The following is a 16,651-nucleotide window of genomic DNA, read 5'->3' on the forward strand; positions in this document are numbered from 1 at the left end:
GAGCATTTCCCGAGAACGGTCGTCATACTGCGCGGATTCTGACATCCCACCACCCGCGCAGTGTGATTGTGTCAAACCAATGTGGCCCCGGTGTGACGGATATACCTGGCTCCACTTCAGGAGGCACCGAGACATGACTACCCGATCATTGAACTCCGTGCGGTGAGGATCGTCCTGCGGCGTGTTGGACGCTGAGGCCCGTGACATCGTTGCGCGTTCCCGGTTGCCGACGTAGCGTCTGCCAGATGAACGGTGACGGAAATCCACTGGCCGAGTCCAACGACGGATTGGAGGGCGGGGGCAAGGCATTCCTGCCTATCGGGATCGTGTTCCTCGTCGTTGCGATTGGAATGATGTTTTCGGGCACGACGTCCTGGATTGCGTTCTTCACTATAGGTATTACGTTCCTCATCCTCGGGACACAAAAGACCTCAAGCAAGGATGACCCTGCACCCAACAACACCCCGCAGGACTGATGTCGACCGGCGGTTCTCGAGTTGTAGCCGGCGGCCGGCGATAACGACTTATCTTCAGGGGGTCTTTCAGTGACAGGTAGCAGAAGCGCTGGGTGGAACTCGACTGATGCACCTCCGCGCTTCGCGGATCCGCGGCGAATGGGAACTCTCATCGGGCTGTTCGGCGCGTGCGTCTTCGTGTTTTCCTACACGCCAGGAATCACAGTGCTCCTCCTTGTCGTCGCGCGCACCCTGGTCGTTGCTGCCGGTGCCTGCACCCTCTGGTTCCTCTTCGCCTCGCCGCGCTACCTAGGCCCGTTCACTGCTCCTCGGGGTCAGCAAATCGGAATCTACCTTCTTTGCGTAATCATGGAGTTCGCTCTCATAGCACTCGGCACCGGACGGCTTACATCAATGGGCAACTTGGAGCTTCAACCCGCGCTGATCGCCCTGGTCGTCGGACTCCACTTCATACCCTTCGCGTGGGCCTTCAAGGAACCCATGTTCTACACCCTCGGAGGGGTTCTTGCCGTCCTCGGAAGTGTGGGCCTGCTGATCGGCACTCAGACCAGTGCTCTCGGAGCAGCCGTCGGGTCAGGGCTGGTTATGTCCTTGATCTTGCTCGCCTACAGTCTTGGGATGTTCGCACCCCCGGCAAAGACATAGCTCGACGGTAACTACGCTCCATCAAGAGGTCCACTCAACGATCGACGCGCGTTCTGGGGGCTCGTGTGTCTTTGATGAAGAGCTGCGAAAATCAGGAGCTCAGGCGCATTGCCGCAGCGTCCTTGCCGAGCATCCATTCCCGGCCCACCACTTCAGCCTCAGGATTCGTTAGGAAATCCCTCAGTGCTGCCTCCACCGGGTGAGCCTCCTGCACGACGTGCGAAGGAAGGAAAGCCCTCACGGAACCCATCGACACATCCACGCTTCCGTTCTCCATGGCTCCGGCCTGCGACAGAACAGCCCAAGAGTCGACTTGCTCCATATGAGCCGTGCGATGACACACAAGTCCCGAAACCGCACTGCCGGCTGCTTCGAAACGAGCTGAACCGTACTCGACGATCAAGCGCCCGCGCGTCGTGCCATTCAAAGCGTGCAACGCGTCGATCGCGGCGACACGAGCGTCGGCGACAGTCCGGAAGCCGTGCCCGTTCACGTTCCACAGGTCCCCTACGTCGACGACGCGTGCCTTACTGGCGCGCCCCCAGGCCACGCCGAGCCACACTCCAGCGAGGCACCCGCCGAACCAGGCATATCCCGCTGCGCCCAGGGCGAACCACACCGCAAGGAACACCACGAGAACGACAGATCCCATCCAGGGCCGGGAGACACCAAAACGCGAACAGAAAGCTCCGAGGCATAGTCCTGTCAGCATCACGACCACTTCAAGAACCACCTGCTGCGATGGAACGAAGACCATCACCGCGACCGTGGCGAGCAATACCATTGCGCTGAAGACAAGCGACCCCATCCAAAGCCGACGCGTTTTTCCCATAACCCCCAGTCTGGTCGAATATCGTCCGACCGATCTGAAGGTGTGCAATCACAACACGAAAAAGGCCGTGGAACCTACCAGCAATGCGCCCGTAAGCCGGTCCTTCGCTGGAACACTCACATCCCGGCTTGCCCAGGCGGAGAAGTTTCATGTGAGTGCTGTGAGCTCCAATTCCCTTAAAACTCGCCCGAAAAAATGCCCGGTGATGGTGCGCTAACCGGGACGCCTCCGGACAGCCTTGATGGCCTCGACTACTGTGTCGGACCTCGTGTGGCATAAACGACCATTCCCGCGCAAGGGATCCTTTGATTGGAATAACGGCAGGGGTTGGCAGCCGGTGGGACTGATTGACGCGTGGTAGCGGGTTCTCCGACTGAACACTTTCCACTAGAGCTATATCGAGGCCGGGGCGTTCATTTAGATGCGGACTGTATCTGCGTCCATGCGTGTGCCAGTAGCCCCTGTGCTTCTGTGAGGCCCAGACCTTCTTCGGCTGCTTGAAGCGCGAGAATTTCTGCCGCACGGATGAGTGGCTTCGTGGTTGCGTAACCGGGGTTCACGCGTGTTCCTGCTGCTCGTGCTGTGCGGATCAGTCCTGCGGTCTCGAGTTCTTTGTAGGCCTTCGCCACCGATCCGGCGGACACGCGAAGGTCGGCGGCAAGCTGCCGTACGGGAGGGAGCCGGGCGTCTGCTGGGATTTGTCCGGCTCGTATCTGAGCCGCGAGTTGTGACCGGATTTGCTCGACAGGGGAGAGGGGCGATGAGGTGTCGACGCTGATCATCGGACAGTTTCACGTCGCGCGCGTCGTATCTCGCCGCCTGCCGACCACAAACCGGCGACGATGGAGCAGGCCTTGATGAGAAGGACGACCGCTGCGACCGCGATGATCAACGAGAACATCATCATGATCAGCCCGAGTGTGTGGCCGGGCTCGACCGCGATCGTGCCGGCAACAGCATCAAGGTCAGCTGTTGGAACCGAGTCGCGGTGAGCTGCGCTCAGGACCATACCGGTGATCGCTGCGAGCCCCGCGATCTGGGAAGCGAGGGCGGCGCTGGATGCGCACATGATGAACAGGGTGCGGTGTGAGCGGAGGAATGTGTCGGCCGTAAATAGATCCGTTGAAGCTGGCCGCGGAGCGGTGGCCGTGCGGTGTAAGGCCCAGTAGACGACGGCGATCAGCAGAAGTGTGCAGATGATCACCGGAATCCCGTAGTACCAGCCCGGGAACGGCCCGTTGGTCGAGAGGTTGTACTGCACGTCGATGACCTGTCCGTCTTGGACACCCCAGCCCGCCAGGCTTCGCCTCTGGAAAACACGGTGCAGACCGTATTCATCCGTTGCTGAATAGCTTCCGGCCAGCAGCAACCCAAGGATGAGGATGACCGCGGCGGAGAGCGGCAGGACGAACACCCATTGCCGGGCAAAGGATGTAGGCCCCCGCGGCGAAAGCTCAGCGACAACGCGCCCGCCTTCCTCCGCGCCCCAGGCAGGCCTGGGATAGACGATGTAGACGAGCACACCGGCCAGCGCCCCTACTCCGCCGGCGAGGGCATACGTAATTCCGTACCCCTCACTCCACCAGGACCCCATCAGGCACATCACCAGCGCGCCTGAAAGCCCAGCGATCATAGCCGCGAGGGCCGCCCGGGCTTCCCCGCGATATACAGGGGCGACCTGGGCTCCGGTGCGATCAGACCACTCCTGCTGGGGGATCGGATTCTCTTGACTACCAGGTACTGCTCGTCGGACCACCACCCACACCCCGACCGCCAGGAATGCCACCAGCACGACCGCCACCAGTATCAAAATCGATCCCACCACGTCCCCCTCACCTTGCTTGTACCGTTTCTGCAATACAAGCGACCTTCTTGTCTTGTGTCAAGGGCACAGTACAAGACTGGCGAGCGACGCAGCCTAGCAGCGGATTTCCTTCTGGATAACCAAGGAGCAGGGCACATTGCTCACATCTTGGATCGCTGAAGATCACCACGACCGGGGAGGGATGGTCTATCGAACCGTCGCGGGCAACTCTGAAAGTTCCTTCTTCACGTGGTCGACTAGCTCGGACCAACCGACTAAGGAGTAGCCACCAGTGCTCGTCACGGTTATCTGGTCGCGAGGGTATGTACCTGGGAGGGGTTTGAGATGGTCTTGATCCACCTCTTCCCGGACGACCGATGCCGTTACGAAGGGGCGGTGTGCCTCTAGCGGTTGTTGGTGCCGGACCTGTTCTGCGTGCTGCGGGGCTCGGAGGACGTGCTCACTACCGTCCCAGTCGAGTACACCGAAGATTGGGTAGCTACCTTTACCGTCGATGTATCTCCCAAGTACGCGGAGGAGGAGCTGAGATCCTGTTGGCTGATCAATGAACAGGTGATGGCTTCCGATGGGAAGCGCAGTTTCCCGGCGTTTGATCGGCTTGTACTTCCGAGGTTCCGGTGGGGACTCAAGAAGCTTGAGCTTGAGCTTCTCAAGGGCCCTCTGGCGAGCTTTCCTGTCATCGTCACTCCAGCGGTCGAACTCGTCCTGTGACTGAGTTATCTCAATAGCCCGTGCGATAACTGACGGAACGATATGACCCAGCCGATGTTGCGTTGCTGCTAAACCGAGCCAAACGGGGTTGTTGTCTGAATCAAGGGGGTCGCCAAAGCAGAACTCGTCCAGGATGATGTCGGTTGCTTCGCTAGCCGTGAGACCTCCCCTGATTAGGTCTCCGAAGGCGCTTTTGGCGTCAGCCGCGTCATCATTGCTGAAAATACCTACTCCCCATGCTCCCATCCGCTCAGTATTACCGAACTTCTGCAGCCGTCAAGGAGCAGGGTGGCTGCTATGGCCTCCCACTTCCGTCAGCGTCCGTTGACGGATCCCTTCAGGTAACGGTGCTGTTGCGCTTCCGGACGCGCATCAGATGTAACTACGTCCATTGGTAGCGTCGTCACCAGGTAATGCTTTTGACGGCTATGGAGAGGACGATCGTGCGCTTCAAGCAGATGGCAACAGCAACAGCACTGATCTCAACCCTGACCTTAGTCAGCGGTTGCAGCAGCGCTGAATACGGCATCGCTGCTTTGGACCGAGAGGCAACTGCTCAGGACCGGCTGCCTGATGTCGTGGTTGATGAAAGCGTGAACATCGACTCGGTCAGGAAGGTCGCGGAGCAGGATCAAGTCGCGTACTTCATAGGGACAATGAACGACGAGGAGGGCTACTGTGCGTACGCCGTCGTGGACTCTGACTTCATTGGAGGCTGCGGCAGAGGTAACGGTCAACTAATCACTGTCACTCCGGGTGGAAACACAGAGCTGCCTCAGATGACGCTGGTAACCGACTCCTACGACAGCGAGAATCTACAGCGCGACAACTGGGCCGAAGTACAGACCAACATCCTCATCCGGTAGAACCGAGCCGATCTGTACGTGGAGGGATCCTCTCTAGTCCTTCTGTAGTACATCGGGCACGCTGAGTGGATGCAGAACTATCCCGAACTCGTGCAAGCCATGCGAGCAGCTCTTGCCTGGTCTGGGACCCTTTGCATCAGCGAGGAAGGACCGGCGGGTCAGGTGCGGCTCCGCACATCCGATGGTCGGGAGTACGCCTTCGATGCGCCACTCGCCGGCATCCTCGAGGGGATCCGCGCGAACGATCCAGAAATCATGGCTCATCCCGGCGATGAGACCGCCCTTAGCGGGCAGCTCCGATTGTTCGCGATACATCTGCAGGAAGCCATCGATACCTCAGGTGGCGGTGAGCGTCTGCTCCAATTCACAGAATACGGAGTCGAGGCCAGATGAACCACGGTCGATTCAATTGATAGACCCCACTGAAGGATCCAGTACCGTGCGTCCTCAGCAGATTACTGCCGGCACCGACTACCTTGGGTCTGATGACTGACAATCACGCCTCGGACCTATACGACGCAGTAAATGACTGGGGACCGAGTGATGATTTCTTCCTCGGTTTCCTGACCGAAATCCCGGGTGCACGCGCGCTGGACCTCGGTTGTGGGACTGGGGGCATAACCCTGGCCGCGGCAACGGCTGGATGCAGCGTGATGGGAGTCGATCCTGACCAGCCTTCCCTGCGGGCAGCTCGCTCAAAACCGGGTGCCGATCAGGTTCAGTGGGTTGATGGCACTTCCCGTGCGATTCCTGCCGAAACGTGGTTCGACGTGGCGATCATGTCGTCCAACGTTGTTCAGGAAATCCTCGATGACGCGGAACTAGCTCATTCCTTCAGGGATATCGCCACCCACCTTGTGCCTGGCGGTCGTCTCGCTTTCGACGCGCGGGATCCGGATGCCCGCGGTTGGGAGGCTTGGACCAAGGAGCGCAGTCATCGGATAGTTGATCTGCCTGAGGGAGAAGTTCAGCACTGGTACCAGACCACGCACGTCGATGAAGAGTCGGGGCTGGTCGATTTTTGTGCGCATGAGGTGGCACCGGACGGGACTGAGCGAGTCGAGTGTGGGCCCCTGCGTTTTCGTTCGCAGGACCAGCTCCGCCTCATGCTCAAGCAAGCAGGCCTGACAGTTGAGGACGTATTCGGCGGGTATCAGGGTGAGCCAGTTGGAAACGGAGTTGGAGCACTTCTGGTCATTGCCGTCCGCTTGTAAGCCGATCCTTGACCGGGTAACTGATCCATCGCCGTAGCTAGTCAGCTTTCGCTGCAACGAAGGTTCCAGTCTCCATCGGAGCGGCAAGATTCTCGGACTGGCCCGCCACAATGCGGTTGCCTGGTTCTGGTCGGCGTTCATATCCGTTCCAGTAGGAGGCGTACTCCGACTCAAACCCCTCAACGAACCTCAGCATTTCATTCGGAGGCGCGAAGAGAGCCCCGTGAATCAAATACTGCGAACTGGTCAGTCCGGGCAAGCCCAACCAACTGTAAGACGAAGGGGTTGAAAATTGAATTTGCTTCCCACTCGATTCCATCGTGATATTCCAGCGGCCCCAGGAGTTGGCCTGGCTCTTGGCCATGACATACGTCGTTCGGACGCCACCTATCTGTTCAAGCCGGTCCAAGGCGCGTCGGGATCGATCCAAAGCCTCTCGCAACTCGTCCAAAGTTGGTGTTTCCTGTTTCGCGTGAAGGAGGCCGTTTCGCGCCGTCATAATTCCCGAATCGTTGAGATCGGACGATACCTGACCAAGTACTTGAACAAACTTTACTTGGGATTCTGCGGTAAGATCCAGAAACGGAACGATATGGCTGAAGGGGAACTTCTGAAGTTGCGTTTTATCATGGAACTTAGGAAATGACCCTTCGACTCTTCTGTATCTATCTTCTTTATTTCGGAGGTCCTCTAAATGCTTGGACAAGCGAGAAAAACCTTGAACAATTTGGCTTAGATTTGAGTCCAATCTAAGGTCATTGTCAGAATTCCTGCGACTGCCTTCATAGAACTGATTTAATGTTCCAATTGTGAACTGCACGGCAGCATCTGGATAAAAAACGTAGGATTGCTCTGAAGTGTGATGATCATTCAACAGGGACCAAGTGAGGAAGGTCAACGAATCCATAATGAATCTTTCAAGATTCACGAAGTAGTTGGAGGACAATCCTCGCAATCGTTCTTCGTTCAGTCCCAAACTCGATTCTGCCGTTCTTACGAAACTTTCAAGTTTTTCGTGGTTTCGCCAATAATCATCGCGAACATCAAGCCGTCGGCCAAGCGGGAACCCTAACTTCCACAAAAGCGCATCGATGACTTGGTTGTCGGGCTGATCAAGTGGGACCTTGAGTTCTTTACCAGCATGTTCGGCGTTCTTTTTACTTGCAAGCACCAACTTTTCCAGAACGAGTCGAGGCTCAGAGACCCTCAAAAACTCCTCGAGCCGAGCCTCAGTTGTGTCACCAGGGGTGTCTCTGAGAAGCCATGCCAGTTCCTCGATCTCAGGAGCAGAATCGCTGTTGAAGAGACTTCGGCTAAGCGCAGAGAGGCGAAGTAGTGGGAGTTGGCGGCCGCCGCCGGTGAAACGCACGCCATGTTCACTCAATTGTGCTCCGAGTCGCCATGCTCCCGAGCGGCGCTGCGCATTTACCTTCGGGCGGCGAATCTCCCCAGCCGGAATTTTTATCACATTGTCCCTGACACAAGAATCTACAAGGTTAGCCAACTCGTCGTCGGATTCAGTCAACAGTAGTTGCAGTATCTGCGCGCGATCTAACTGCCTAACATGAGCTTCAGTGAGTCCGGCAATGCCCACGCTTTTGGCGACAGCTATTGTGCGCCCTGCAGTGAACCTAGGTGAATTCTGCAAAATGACCCGAAGTTCCACATCGCTGAATCCGTCTCCAAGAAGCTCAGGCATTGTCGAGGAGTTATTCACTTCATAACCATTGAGAAGGTCCTCCGTGATGTCGGACATAAATCCGTTCCACTCCGAAGGCTCATCAGAAATTTGATCCAAGATTTTGTTCAGAGCACGCCTGTTCCGGTTCACTCCTGCGTCATAACTTGTGGATAGTTGAACTCGGTGAACACTGGGGCACGAATGGTCCGAACAGTGCTGCATTGGAACAGTTGTTGTAGCGTATCGAAGACGATAATGGTCGCATTTGATCAAACCGAACGGCCCTATGAGATACTTTCCTGCTTGGAAGACTCCTTGTGGAAGGTCTTTGAGGAGTTTTAGCGTGTCATCATGGCGCAGGTAATCCCGTTCTTCGGTAAAGAGTTCTGCTGCTCGATCGTACAGGTCTCGTCCGTAGATCAGGGGATAAGTAAGGGATTTCGACTTGATCTCATTTGAGATAGCAAGCTCGAGTTTTTCGAAGTCAAGATTTATGACGTCGACGAGAGGGTCGATGTGGACCAACCCAAGCAAAGTAAGAACGTTTGCTTCCTTAGCATTAACTTGTTCTTTAGTTACTAGTTGATCTCGAACCTTACGACCTGAGGCGGAGAGCGTAATTGCCCCATTGAGTTCGTCGGACACCTTGTAGCTTGAGTCTATGATGCAGTCCCGGAGCAGGGATACGAGGTCCGTCAAATCAAGGTAACGGTCCCTCCAAGTTTTGTCAGCGTATTTTTCTGCTAGTTCTGAACGCTTGAGTGGTTTGATTGCCACAATACCCCCGTTTTCTGCCACTTAGTTGTCTGTATGGGATCCGACCATAACCGTCAGTGGAAAGTTTATGGTTGCAGACTACTAGATGGGAGTTGGCTGGTGGTTCGGTGTTTGTCCTGACTCGGTTGGGATCTCGCGTTTCGTCGCATGGGGTGCCGTGACGTTGTGATCGGCAATCACTGACGCTTCAGGTGATTAGGACCATCTGGGCTACCAAGCCGTCGAGGGCTAGTGTCCGTAAGCCGGTCGTTCACCGCTCCTGCTGGGACCCAGAGGGCTAGTCAGTGCCATCAGGTCGGGGAAGGGGCGTTTACCCGGGACGATGAAAACGGGCGCAAAGCTACCACAAGCGGTACGCCTCTCTAGGGCAACCGCCCTCCGGGTGTGTCTCATAAAACTACAGTTTTCTGAGGCACTCGGCCGGCGTCCCCTGAGCTCGAGAATTTCCGCGGAAATCCGGGGCACGTCCTGTCTCGGAAAGTCGTCTCGCTATAAACGGTCTCAGTCGCCGTCTCATTAGGACTTTCTGAGGCACATTGGTCGAATGGGCCATCTCGAATACACCCGCGTGAGCACATCGACCCAGAACGCGCGGCCGCAACTCGACGCACTCGTCGCTGCCGGGTCCAGAAGCGGGACATGTTTGCAGCAGCGACCATGGGCTGACCCGCCACGGCGCATCAGGCACGCACTCAGGAAGCCTCGGCCCGCAGTGAGGCCGGGTGCACCAGGACGCCCTGCGGCTCGCGGATCCACCACAGCCCGGTGGCCCGTTTCTCCTCCCGGGTGGAGAAGCGGTAGATGAAGATGCGGGCCCGGACGTAGCGGGGCCGCCCGCCGTCGAAGGGGTCCTGGCGGAGCAGCTTCAGGATCAGCGGGTCCGCCTCGAGGAGCTTCACCAGGAACGGGGTGAACCAGCCCCGCTCCGAGCCGAGGGCGAGGAACCACATCATCCAGTCCAGCCGCAGGTGGTACGGCGCGAACTGGCGCGGCATCCGTGACGGGTCTCCGGGCTTGCCCTTGAACTCGTACTCACGCCAGCGTGCGCCGGGACCCACGTCGTCGAGCGTTCCCTCCACGATCACCTCGTACCGCACCTTCGTCACGCTCCCGAACGCCCCGTAGGCGTTGCCGAGGTGCCACCGGTTGAAGCTCGCGTTCATGAGCTGCCGCCGGGCGAACAGGTTCAGCAGCGCCGGCCAACTCAGGTAGGCGAGCAGGAGAATCGCGGGGACGACGACGACGGTCACGTACAGCGGCGTCGGCTGGTAGGCGCCGGACAGGTCGAGGGCCGGGAACGCCGCCTCGTAGAAGGAATCGGGCACCGCGGCGAAGGTCAGGATGATCGTCAGGGTGTTGAGCCAGGCGAAGTTGCCGGAGAGCACGAGCCAGCCCTGCGTGACGATGATGACCAGCGCCGCGAAGCCCGCCACCGGCTGCGGCGTGAAGAGGAGGAACGGGACGGCCAGCTGCGTGACGTGGTTCCCGGCCACCTCGAGGCGGTGCAGCGGTTTCGGCAGCAGGTGGAAGAACCGGCTGGCCGGGTTCGGCATGGGCTGGGTCTCGTGGTGGTAGTACAGGGCCGTCAGGTCGCGCCAGGAGCGGTCGCCGCGCATCTTGATCATCCCGGCCCCGAATTCGAGCCGGAAGACGAGCCAGCGGATCATCAGTAGGACCAGGAACGGCGGTGCGATCTCCGTGGACCCCAGGAACGCGACGATGAACCCCGCCTCCAGCAGGAGGCTCTCCCAGCCGAAACCGTAGAACGCCTGACCCACGTTCACGATCGACGTGTACAGCCACCAGATCAGGAGGAAGGCGATCAGGGGGACCCACGGCGGTCCGGTTTGCGGGATGCCAAGGACGAGCAGAGCGGAGACGGCCGCGCCGGTCCAGGCTACGGCCCGCAGGCGGCGGTCCGTGTAGCCGCGGCGGAAGAGCGACGGACCGGCCCGCGTGCCGGCCCGTTCGAGGAACACGGGGACCGGCAGCAGGCCCTTCTCGCCGAGGAGGGCCGGGAACTGGGCGACGGCGGACAGGAACGCGATGAGGTACACGGCGGCGACCCCGCGCTGCGCGATCTGCCGCCCCACCTCGTAGTCCTCGGCGGCGAGGACGCCGGCGACCCACTCCACCCCCTCAGCGTCCGGCCCCCGGCGAGGGGCGTCAAGGGCGTTTCGACCCCGAGGTCTGCGGCCTCGGAGCCGGCTGTCCTGCTAGCTGATCGGCTCCGGGGGACCCGGCTCGTGGCGTCGGGGCGGGAGGTCGACGAGGGCCTGCACCGCGGCATGGTCGCTCGCGTACCTGCCGTCCAGAGTGGAGGTGTTCACGGCCGCCTGGCGGACGAGCACGTCCGGTGTGGTGAGGATCCAGTCGATCCGCGCACCGCCGTCCACGGGACGGCCGTAGCGGGGGTAGGTGCCGTACGCGGGCGTCAGGCGCTCGTCGGCGCGGGCCCACGCATCGACGAGGACTCCCGAGTCGAGGAATCGGCGGTACGCGGAGGACGGTCCGGCGTCGGCATTGAAGTCGCCCATCACGATGGCAGGGAGGGCGGGGCGGAAGAAGCGCACGAGGTCCAGCACCGCGGCGGCGCTGCGGACCCGCGCGTCGTCGGACTCGTGGTCGAAGTGCGTGTTCACGAGGAGGATCTCCCGGTCGGTCCCGCCGTCGTGGAAGCGGCCCCATGTCACGATGCGCGTCACGCCGTTGCCCCAGGTGGACGAGCCGATGAGCCTGGGGGTGTCCGACAGCCAGAACTGGTCCCATTCGATGAGCCGCAGGCGCCGGGCGTCGTAGAAGATCGCCGAGTACTCGCCGCGGCTGCCTCCGTCCCTGCCGGCACCGATCATGCGGTACCGCGGCGGCAGGGCCGCCTCGATCACCGTCAGCTGGTGGTGGAGGGCCTCCTGCACCCCGAGGACCGTCGGCACCTCCCGGCGCAACAGGTCCTGCAGGGGTGCGATCCTGTCCGGCCAGTAGTCCACGTCGTCGGGTTGCGTCGCCGGGCGGTCGTACCGGATGTTGAAGCTCATCACGTGGAGGGAGTGGCGGCCGGTCCTGATCAGGGCGGGTGACGGCGATGCTGCGGGTGTTCGTGGCATGGAGCCCTTCCGGTGCGGCACGTGCATGGCGGCTGCTGCCCGGCGCTACGCCGGCGCCCGGTCAGCGGAGGTGGTCCACCAGGTCGGCCGCGATCCCCGTGTACCGCGCGGGCGTCAGGGCGAGGAGCCGCTGCTCGGCCTCCGCGCTGAGGCCGAGGCCGCCGACGAACTCGCGCATGCGTCCGGCATCCACGCGGTGCCCACGGGTCAGGTCCTTGAGCCGCTCGTACGGGTCGTCGAGGCCCGGCACGCCGGCGATCGCCTCGGCGCGCATGACCATCTGCACCGCTTCCCCGAGGACCTCCCAGTTGCCGTCGAGGTCCGCCGCGAGGACGTCCTCGGCCACGTCCAGCCGGGCGAGGCCCTTCACGACGTTCGAGACGGCCAGCAGCGAATGCCCGAGGGCGACCCCGATGTTGCGCTGGCTCGACGAGTCGGTCAGGTCGCGCTGCCACCGGGAGGTCACTAGCGTCGACGCCAGGACGTCGAGCAGGCCGGAGGAGATCTCCAGGTTGGCTTCCGCGTTCTCGAAACGGATCGGGTTGACCTTGTGCGGCATCGTCGAGGATCCCGTGGCGCCCGCCACCGGGATCTGGGCGAAGTACCCGATCGAGATGTAGCTCCACACGTCCGTGCAGAAGTTGTGGAGGATCCGGTTGAAGCGGGCGACGTCGGAATACAGCTCCGCCTGCCAGTCGTGCGACTCGATCTGCGTGGTGAGGGGGTTCCAGGTCAGGCCGAGGCCCTCCACGAAGGACCGCGCGACGTCCTGCCAGTCCGCCTGCGGGACGGACGCGTAGTGGGCGGCGTACGTGCCGGTGGCCCCGTTGATCTTCCCGAGGAACTCCGTGGCCGCGATGCGGTCGAGCTGTCGCGTCAGGCGGTGCACGACGACGGCCATCTCCTTGCCGAGCGTGGTGGGGGTCGCGGGCTGGCCGTGTGTGCGCGAGAGCATCGGGGTGTCCCGTGACGTGCGCGCCAGGTCCGCGATCGACGCGACGAGCGCCCGGGCGGCCGGCAACCAGACGTCCAGGACGGCACCCTTCACGCCGAGGGCGTAGGAGAGGTTGTTGATGTCCTCCGACGTGCAGCCGAAGTGGACCAGCGGCTTCAGGTGGCCGATCCCGATCCCGTCCAGCCTCCGACCGATGAAGTACTCCACCGCCTTGACGTCGTGCACCGTGACGGCCTCGATCTCGCCGAGCTCCGCCACGGCCCCCGCGTCGAAGGACGTGACGATCGCGCGCAGCCGTGCCTCCTGGTCGGCGTCGAGGGGACCGGTCCCGGGCAGCACGGAGTGCCGTGTGAGGTGGATCAGCCATTCGACCTCGACGTGGACGCGGTCCCGGTTGAGTGCCGCCTCCGAGAGGAAGTCGACGAGCGGGGCGACGGCCTCGCGATACCGGCCGTCGAGCGGACCGAGCGTCAGGGATGTCCCCTCCCCTCTGGACAGAGCAGCGAATTCAACCCGGGGGAGCGCGGAGTCAGCCATTCCCCCATCCTTTCACGGTGCCGACGGCGGGTCTCACCCGCCGCGGGGCGTCCCGCGCCCTTGACCCGTCGTCGTCCCTGTCCACATACCGGCCCCGCCGTCCGGACTCTCCCGCTCCACTCCTAGCGTTGACGGACGGGCGGAGGAGAGGAGTGGCCATGGACGCCGGCGTGGACGGCGGAGGGTCGGGCGAAACATGGGCGGTCGTGAGCTCCGAGGTGGCTGGAATGGCTGCCCGGCTCCGGTGGCATGCAGGGCAGCTGGGGGACATCCGCACGCATGCGCTGTCGGTCGGCCTGCTCTCCTGGGAATCTCCCGCCGGCAGCAATTTCCGCGCCTATCTGGCGGACCGCTGCGAGGAATTGAACCGCACCATGGATCTGCTCGAGTGCGCCGCACAGGACCTCGGCGCCTTCGCCCGCCTGGTGCGGGACGCCGAGGAACGGCAGCACGGGGTGGGGCCGTGACGGACGGGCTGCGCCCCGTCGTGGGCGACGACGGTCGGATGGCCGTGCGCGGAGGCGTCGGCGGGATCCGGTTCCAGTGGGAGGAGCTGGAGGAGGCCGCCCGCGTGCTGGCCCTCCTCGCCGCTGATGCGGGGGACGTCGCCGTCGCCCTGGGGTTCCTGGACCGCGACGTCAGCGAGCTCCCGTGGCGCATCATGCACCTCCACCTCCCCGGCGGCGTGGCCGGACTGCAGTACCAGGCGGCCCTGGCACAGCTCGACGAAGCCTGGACCGCCGCCCTGGCGAACGCCCGGGCGCTCGCCTCGGCGGAGGCGCGGCTCCGTGCCGGTCTACTCGCCTACCGCCTGGCCGACGACGTCGCGCTCGCCGCGACCGAGGCCGCACGCCGGGCGTCCGAGGATGCGGCCCGGAGCCTCGCGCGTGCGGCGATCGATCACGGCGTCCTGACCGTCGGCCCCGTCGAGCTGACCGCGGCCGAGACCGGGGCGGCCGTGCGGTTCGACGGGACGGTCGGCGGCGTGCTGGAGCGGTTGGCCGCGGTCGAGGGTGATGCTCCCGGCACCTTCGAGGTGCTGCGGGCGGGGTCCGACGACGAGCCCGTCTACGTCGTCGTCCTGCCCGGCACGCAATCGGGGAGCCCCGAGGGGCAGGCGGGGAGCAATCCCTTCGACGCGTCGGGCATCGCGGAGGCCCTCGTTGAGGACAGCCGCTTCACGGAGGAGGCCGTCCTGCGGGCCCTCGATCGGGCCGGCGCGCAGGAGGGGGACGCACTCCTCGTCGCGGGGTACAGCCAGGGCGGCCTGCACGCCGTCAATCTCGCGGAGTCGGCAGGCGTGGGCGGCCGCTACGACGTCCGACTGGTCCTGACCGTCGGGTCACCCACCGGATGGTCCGCGACCGGCGCCACGGAGTACCTGCACCTGGAGCACGAGGAGGACGTGGTCCCCGATCTCGACTCCTCGCCGAACGGCGACGACCGCCACACGACCACCGTCACCCTCGCCACCCCGGTGCCGGAGCCGGTTCGAGGGCCCGATGGCTCGGCCGAACCGCGGGGCTTCGGTCCGGCCCACAAACTCGAGAACTATGCGCGGGGTGCGCGTCTCGTCGATGCCGGGGACGCGCCGTCGCTCGCCCCCGCGGCGGCGCTCCTGGCCACCGCCGGCGCCGGCGGCGTGGCGCGCCGCTACTCCTTCGCGGCCACGCGTCGAGCCGACCGGCCGCACTCCGCCGTCCGGGAGCAGGCGCCGCGAGGCGCACGGCCGGTCTAGGCTATGGCCATGACATCGATCGAGGACCGTCCGGCACCATCTCCAGGCCCCGCGGCCGCAGCTTCCGAGGCCGCCGGGATCCGCCCGCGTGGGGTCCTCGGCAGGCTTCCCCGCTATGCGGCCGGGAAACCGCCCGTGGTGGTCGAGGGACTGGAGAGCTTCAAGCTGTCCTCGAATGAGAACCCGCTGCCGCCCCTGCCCGCGGTCCTGGCCGCGATCGCCGCCGAGACGTCGATCAACCGTTACCCGGATCCCATGACGACGGCGCTGCGGACCGAGCTGGCGGGCTACCTCGGCGTTCCTGCGACGGACATCGTCACGGGTGCGGGCAGCCTCGGCGCCCTGAACCAGATCCTCGCCACCTTCGCCGGCCAGAACGACTTCGACGCACCCGACGAGGTGATCTACGCCTGGCGCTCGTTCGAGGCCTACCCCATCAGCGTGGGCCTCGCGGGTGCTGCGGGCGTGCAGGTCCCGGTCCGGGAGGACGGCACGCATGACCTCGACGCGATGGCCGCGGCGATCACCGACCGCACGCGCGTCGTCCTGCTCTGCACCCCCAACAACCCCACCGGGCCCATCCTCACGCGGGACCAGGTGGTCGGCTTCCTGACGAAGGTGCCCTCGCACGTGGTGGTCGTCATCGACGAGGCGTACCAGGAGTTCGTGCGGCGCCCGGATGCCGTCGACGGCATCGAGCTGTACCGGGAGCATGCGAACGTGATCGTGCTGCGGACCTTCTCCAAGGCCCACGGCCTCGCCGGCCTCCGGGTGGGCTACTCGGTGTCCCAACAGGCGCTCACCGAGCACCTGCGCGTCAGCGCCGTCCCGTTCGCCGTGTCGCAGATCGCCGAGCACGCTGCCGTGACGTCGCTCCGGCACATCGAGGAGGTCGAAGCCCGGGTCGAGTCGATCGTCGTCGAGCGCGTCCGCGTCGTCGAGGGGCTGCACGGGCTGGGTTGGCGCATCCCGGAGGCCGAGGGAAACTTCGTCTGGTTGGCGCTCGGCGAGCACACCCAGGACTTCGCGGCGAAGGCAGCGGAGCGGGCCCTGTCCGTCCGGGCCTTCGGGTCGGAGGGCGTCCGCGTGTCGATCGGTGAGGAGGCCGCCAACACCCGTTTCCTCGAGCTGTGCGGAGAGTACACGCACCGCCCCTCAATGGGAGAAGCGGACTTAAATAGGCCGTCGGGCCGGCGCTGACTAGTCTTGATCAGTACGTCCCGGGAACATATGTTGTCCCGTGTATGACTTACTGCATACATTCCTCAAGCGGAATGTAGTGCGTCACGT

16 protein-coding genes are annotated in these 16,651 nt (G+C 62.9%); 8 read left to right on the forward strand and 8 right to left on the reverse strand.

The window, feature by feature from the left end; all coding sequences use genetic code 11:
- Positions 1–245 precede the first annotated feature (245 nt).
- The gene (locus AC4D2E_RS13765) at positions 246–476 is read left to right on the forward strand and encodes a hypothetical protein (protein WP_490952971.1); all 231 of its coding nucleotides are present in this window, start codon (positions 246–248) and stop codon (positions 474–476) included.
- Between the two features lie 138 nt (positions 477–614).
- Complete coding sequence (locus tag AC4D2E_RS13770; protein WP_490952972.1) at positions 615–1,121, forward strand: DUF7010 family protein; 507 nt, start codon at positions 615–617, stop codon at positions 1,119–1,121.
- A 91-nt stretch (positions 1,122–1,212) separates the two neighbouring features.
- On the opposite strand, the gene AC4D2E_RS13775 is transcribed toward AC4D2E_RS13770, so the two are convergent.
- From AC4D2E_RS13775 to AC4D2E_RS13790, 4 genes are all read right to left on the reverse strand, one after another.
- Entirely contained in the window at positions 1,213–1,953 is a 741-nt protein-coding gene (locus AC4D2E_RS13775) for a hypothetical protein (protein ID WP_490952973.1), read from the reverse strand.
- Between the two features lie 413 nt (positions 1,954–2,366).
- Positions 2,367–2,735, reverse strand: coding sequence for a GntR family transcriptional regulator (locus AC4D2E_RS13780; RefSeq protein ID WP_490952974.1), 369 nt, complete (start codon positions 2,733–2,735; stop codon positions 2,367–2,369).
- The gene (locus AC4D2E_RS13785) at positions 2,732–3,811 is read right to left on the reverse strand and encodes a hypothetical protein (protein WP_490952975.1); all 1,080 of its coding nucleotides are present in this window, start codon (positions 3,809–3,811) and stop codon (positions 2,732–2,734) included. The genes AC4D2E_RS13780 and AC4D2E_RS13785 overlap by 4 nt, the downstream gene beginning before the upstream one ends.
- Positions 3,812–3,964: 153 nt before the next feature.
- Entirely contained in the window at positions 3,965–4,735 is a 771-nt protein-coding gene (locus tag AC4D2E_RS13790; RefSeq protein WP_490952976.1) for a hypothetical protein, read from the reverse strand.
- 197 nt (positions 4,736–4,932) lie between these two features.
- Between AC4D2E_RS13790 and AC4D2E_RS13795 the strand changes: the two genes are divergently transcribed.
- From AC4D2E_RS13795 to AC4D2E_RS13805, 3 genes are all read left to right on the forward strand, one after another.
- Positions 4,933–5,355 (forward strand): hypothetical protein, encoded by a 423-nt coding sequence (locus tag AC4D2E_RS13795; RefSeq protein ID WP_490952977.1) that lies wholly within the window; start codon positions 4,933–4,935, stop codon positions 5,353–5,355.
- A gap of 69 nt (positions 5,356–5,424) precedes the next feature.
- Positions 5,425–5,748: a hypothetical protein gene (locus tag AC4D2E_RS13800; RefSeq protein WP_490952978.1), complete on the forward strand. Its 324-nt coding sequence runs from the start codon at positions 5,425–5,427 to the stop codon at positions 5,746–5,748.
- A 92-nt stretch (positions 5,749–5,840) separates the two neighbouring features.
- A complete protein-coding gene (locus tag AC4D2E_RS13805; protein WP_490952979.1) occupies positions 5,841–6,569 on the forward strand; it encodes a class I SAM-dependent methyltransferase in 729 nt (242 codons plus the stop codon).
- A 37-nt stretch (positions 6,570–6,606) separates the two neighbouring features.
- On the opposite strand, the gene AC4D2E_RS13810 is transcribed toward AC4D2E_RS13805, so the two are convergent.
- The 4 genes from AC4D2E_RS13810 to purB all read right to left on the reverse strand — a co-directional run bounded on the left by AC4D2E_RS13810 (position 6,607) and on the right by purB (position 13,623).
- A complete protein-coding gene (locus AC4D2E_RS13810) occupies positions 6,607–9,048 on the reverse strand; it encodes a hypothetical protein (RefSeq protein WP_490952980.1) in 2,442 nt (813 codons plus the stop codon).
- A gap of 671 nt (positions 9,049–9,719) precedes the next feature.
- A complete protein-coding gene (locus AC4D2E_RS13815) occupies positions 9,720–11,162 on the reverse strand; it encodes a lipase maturation factor family protein (RefSeq protein WP_490952981.1) in 1,443 nt (480 codons plus the stop codon).
- Positions 11,163–11,243: 81 nt separating this feature from the next.
- Positions 11,244–12,131 (reverse strand): endonuclease/exonuclease/phosphatase family protein, encoded by an 888-nt coding sequence (locus AC4D2E_RS13820; RefSeq protein ID WP_490952982.1) that lies wholly within the window; start codon positions 12,129–12,131, stop codon positions 11,244–11,246.
- Positions 12,132–12,192: 61 nt separating this feature from the next.
- Positions 12,193–13,623 (reverse strand): adenylosuccinate lyase, encoded by a 1,431-nt coding sequence (purB, locus tag AC4D2E_RS13825; RefSeq protein ID WP_490952983.1) that lies wholly within the window; start codon positions 13,621–13,623, stop codon positions 12,193–12,195.
- A gap of 158 nt (positions 13,624–13,781) precedes the next feature.
- Between purB and AC4D2E_RS13830 the strand changes: the two genes are divergently transcribed.
- From AC4D2E_RS13830 to AC4D2E_RS13840, 3 genes are read left to right on the forward strand one after another with little or no spacing between them, the layout of a single operon-like run.
- Positions 13,782–14,090, forward strand: coding sequence for a hypothetical protein (locus AC4D2E_RS13830; protein WP_490952984.1), 309 nt, complete (start codon positions 13,782–13,784; stop codon positions 14,088–14,090).
- Complete coding sequence (locus AC4D2E_RS13835; RefSeq protein ID WP_490952985.1) at positions 14,087–15,361, forward strand: hypothetical protein; 1,275 nt, start codon at positions 14,087–14,089, stop codon at positions 15,359–15,361. The genes AC4D2E_RS13830 and AC4D2E_RS13835 overlap by 4 nt, the downstream gene beginning before the upstream one ends.
- A 9-nt stretch (positions 15,362–15,370) precedes the next feature.
- On the forward strand, positions 15,371–16,561 hold the full coding sequence (locus tag AC4D2E_RS13840) for a histidinol-phosphate transaminase (protein ID WP_490952986.1): 1,191 nt from the start codon (positions 15,371–15,373) through the stop codon (positions 16,559–16,561).
- Positions 16,562–16,651: the final 90 nt, after the last annotated feature.

This window comes from Arthrobacter sp. TJ-265 (assembly GCF_058269135.1).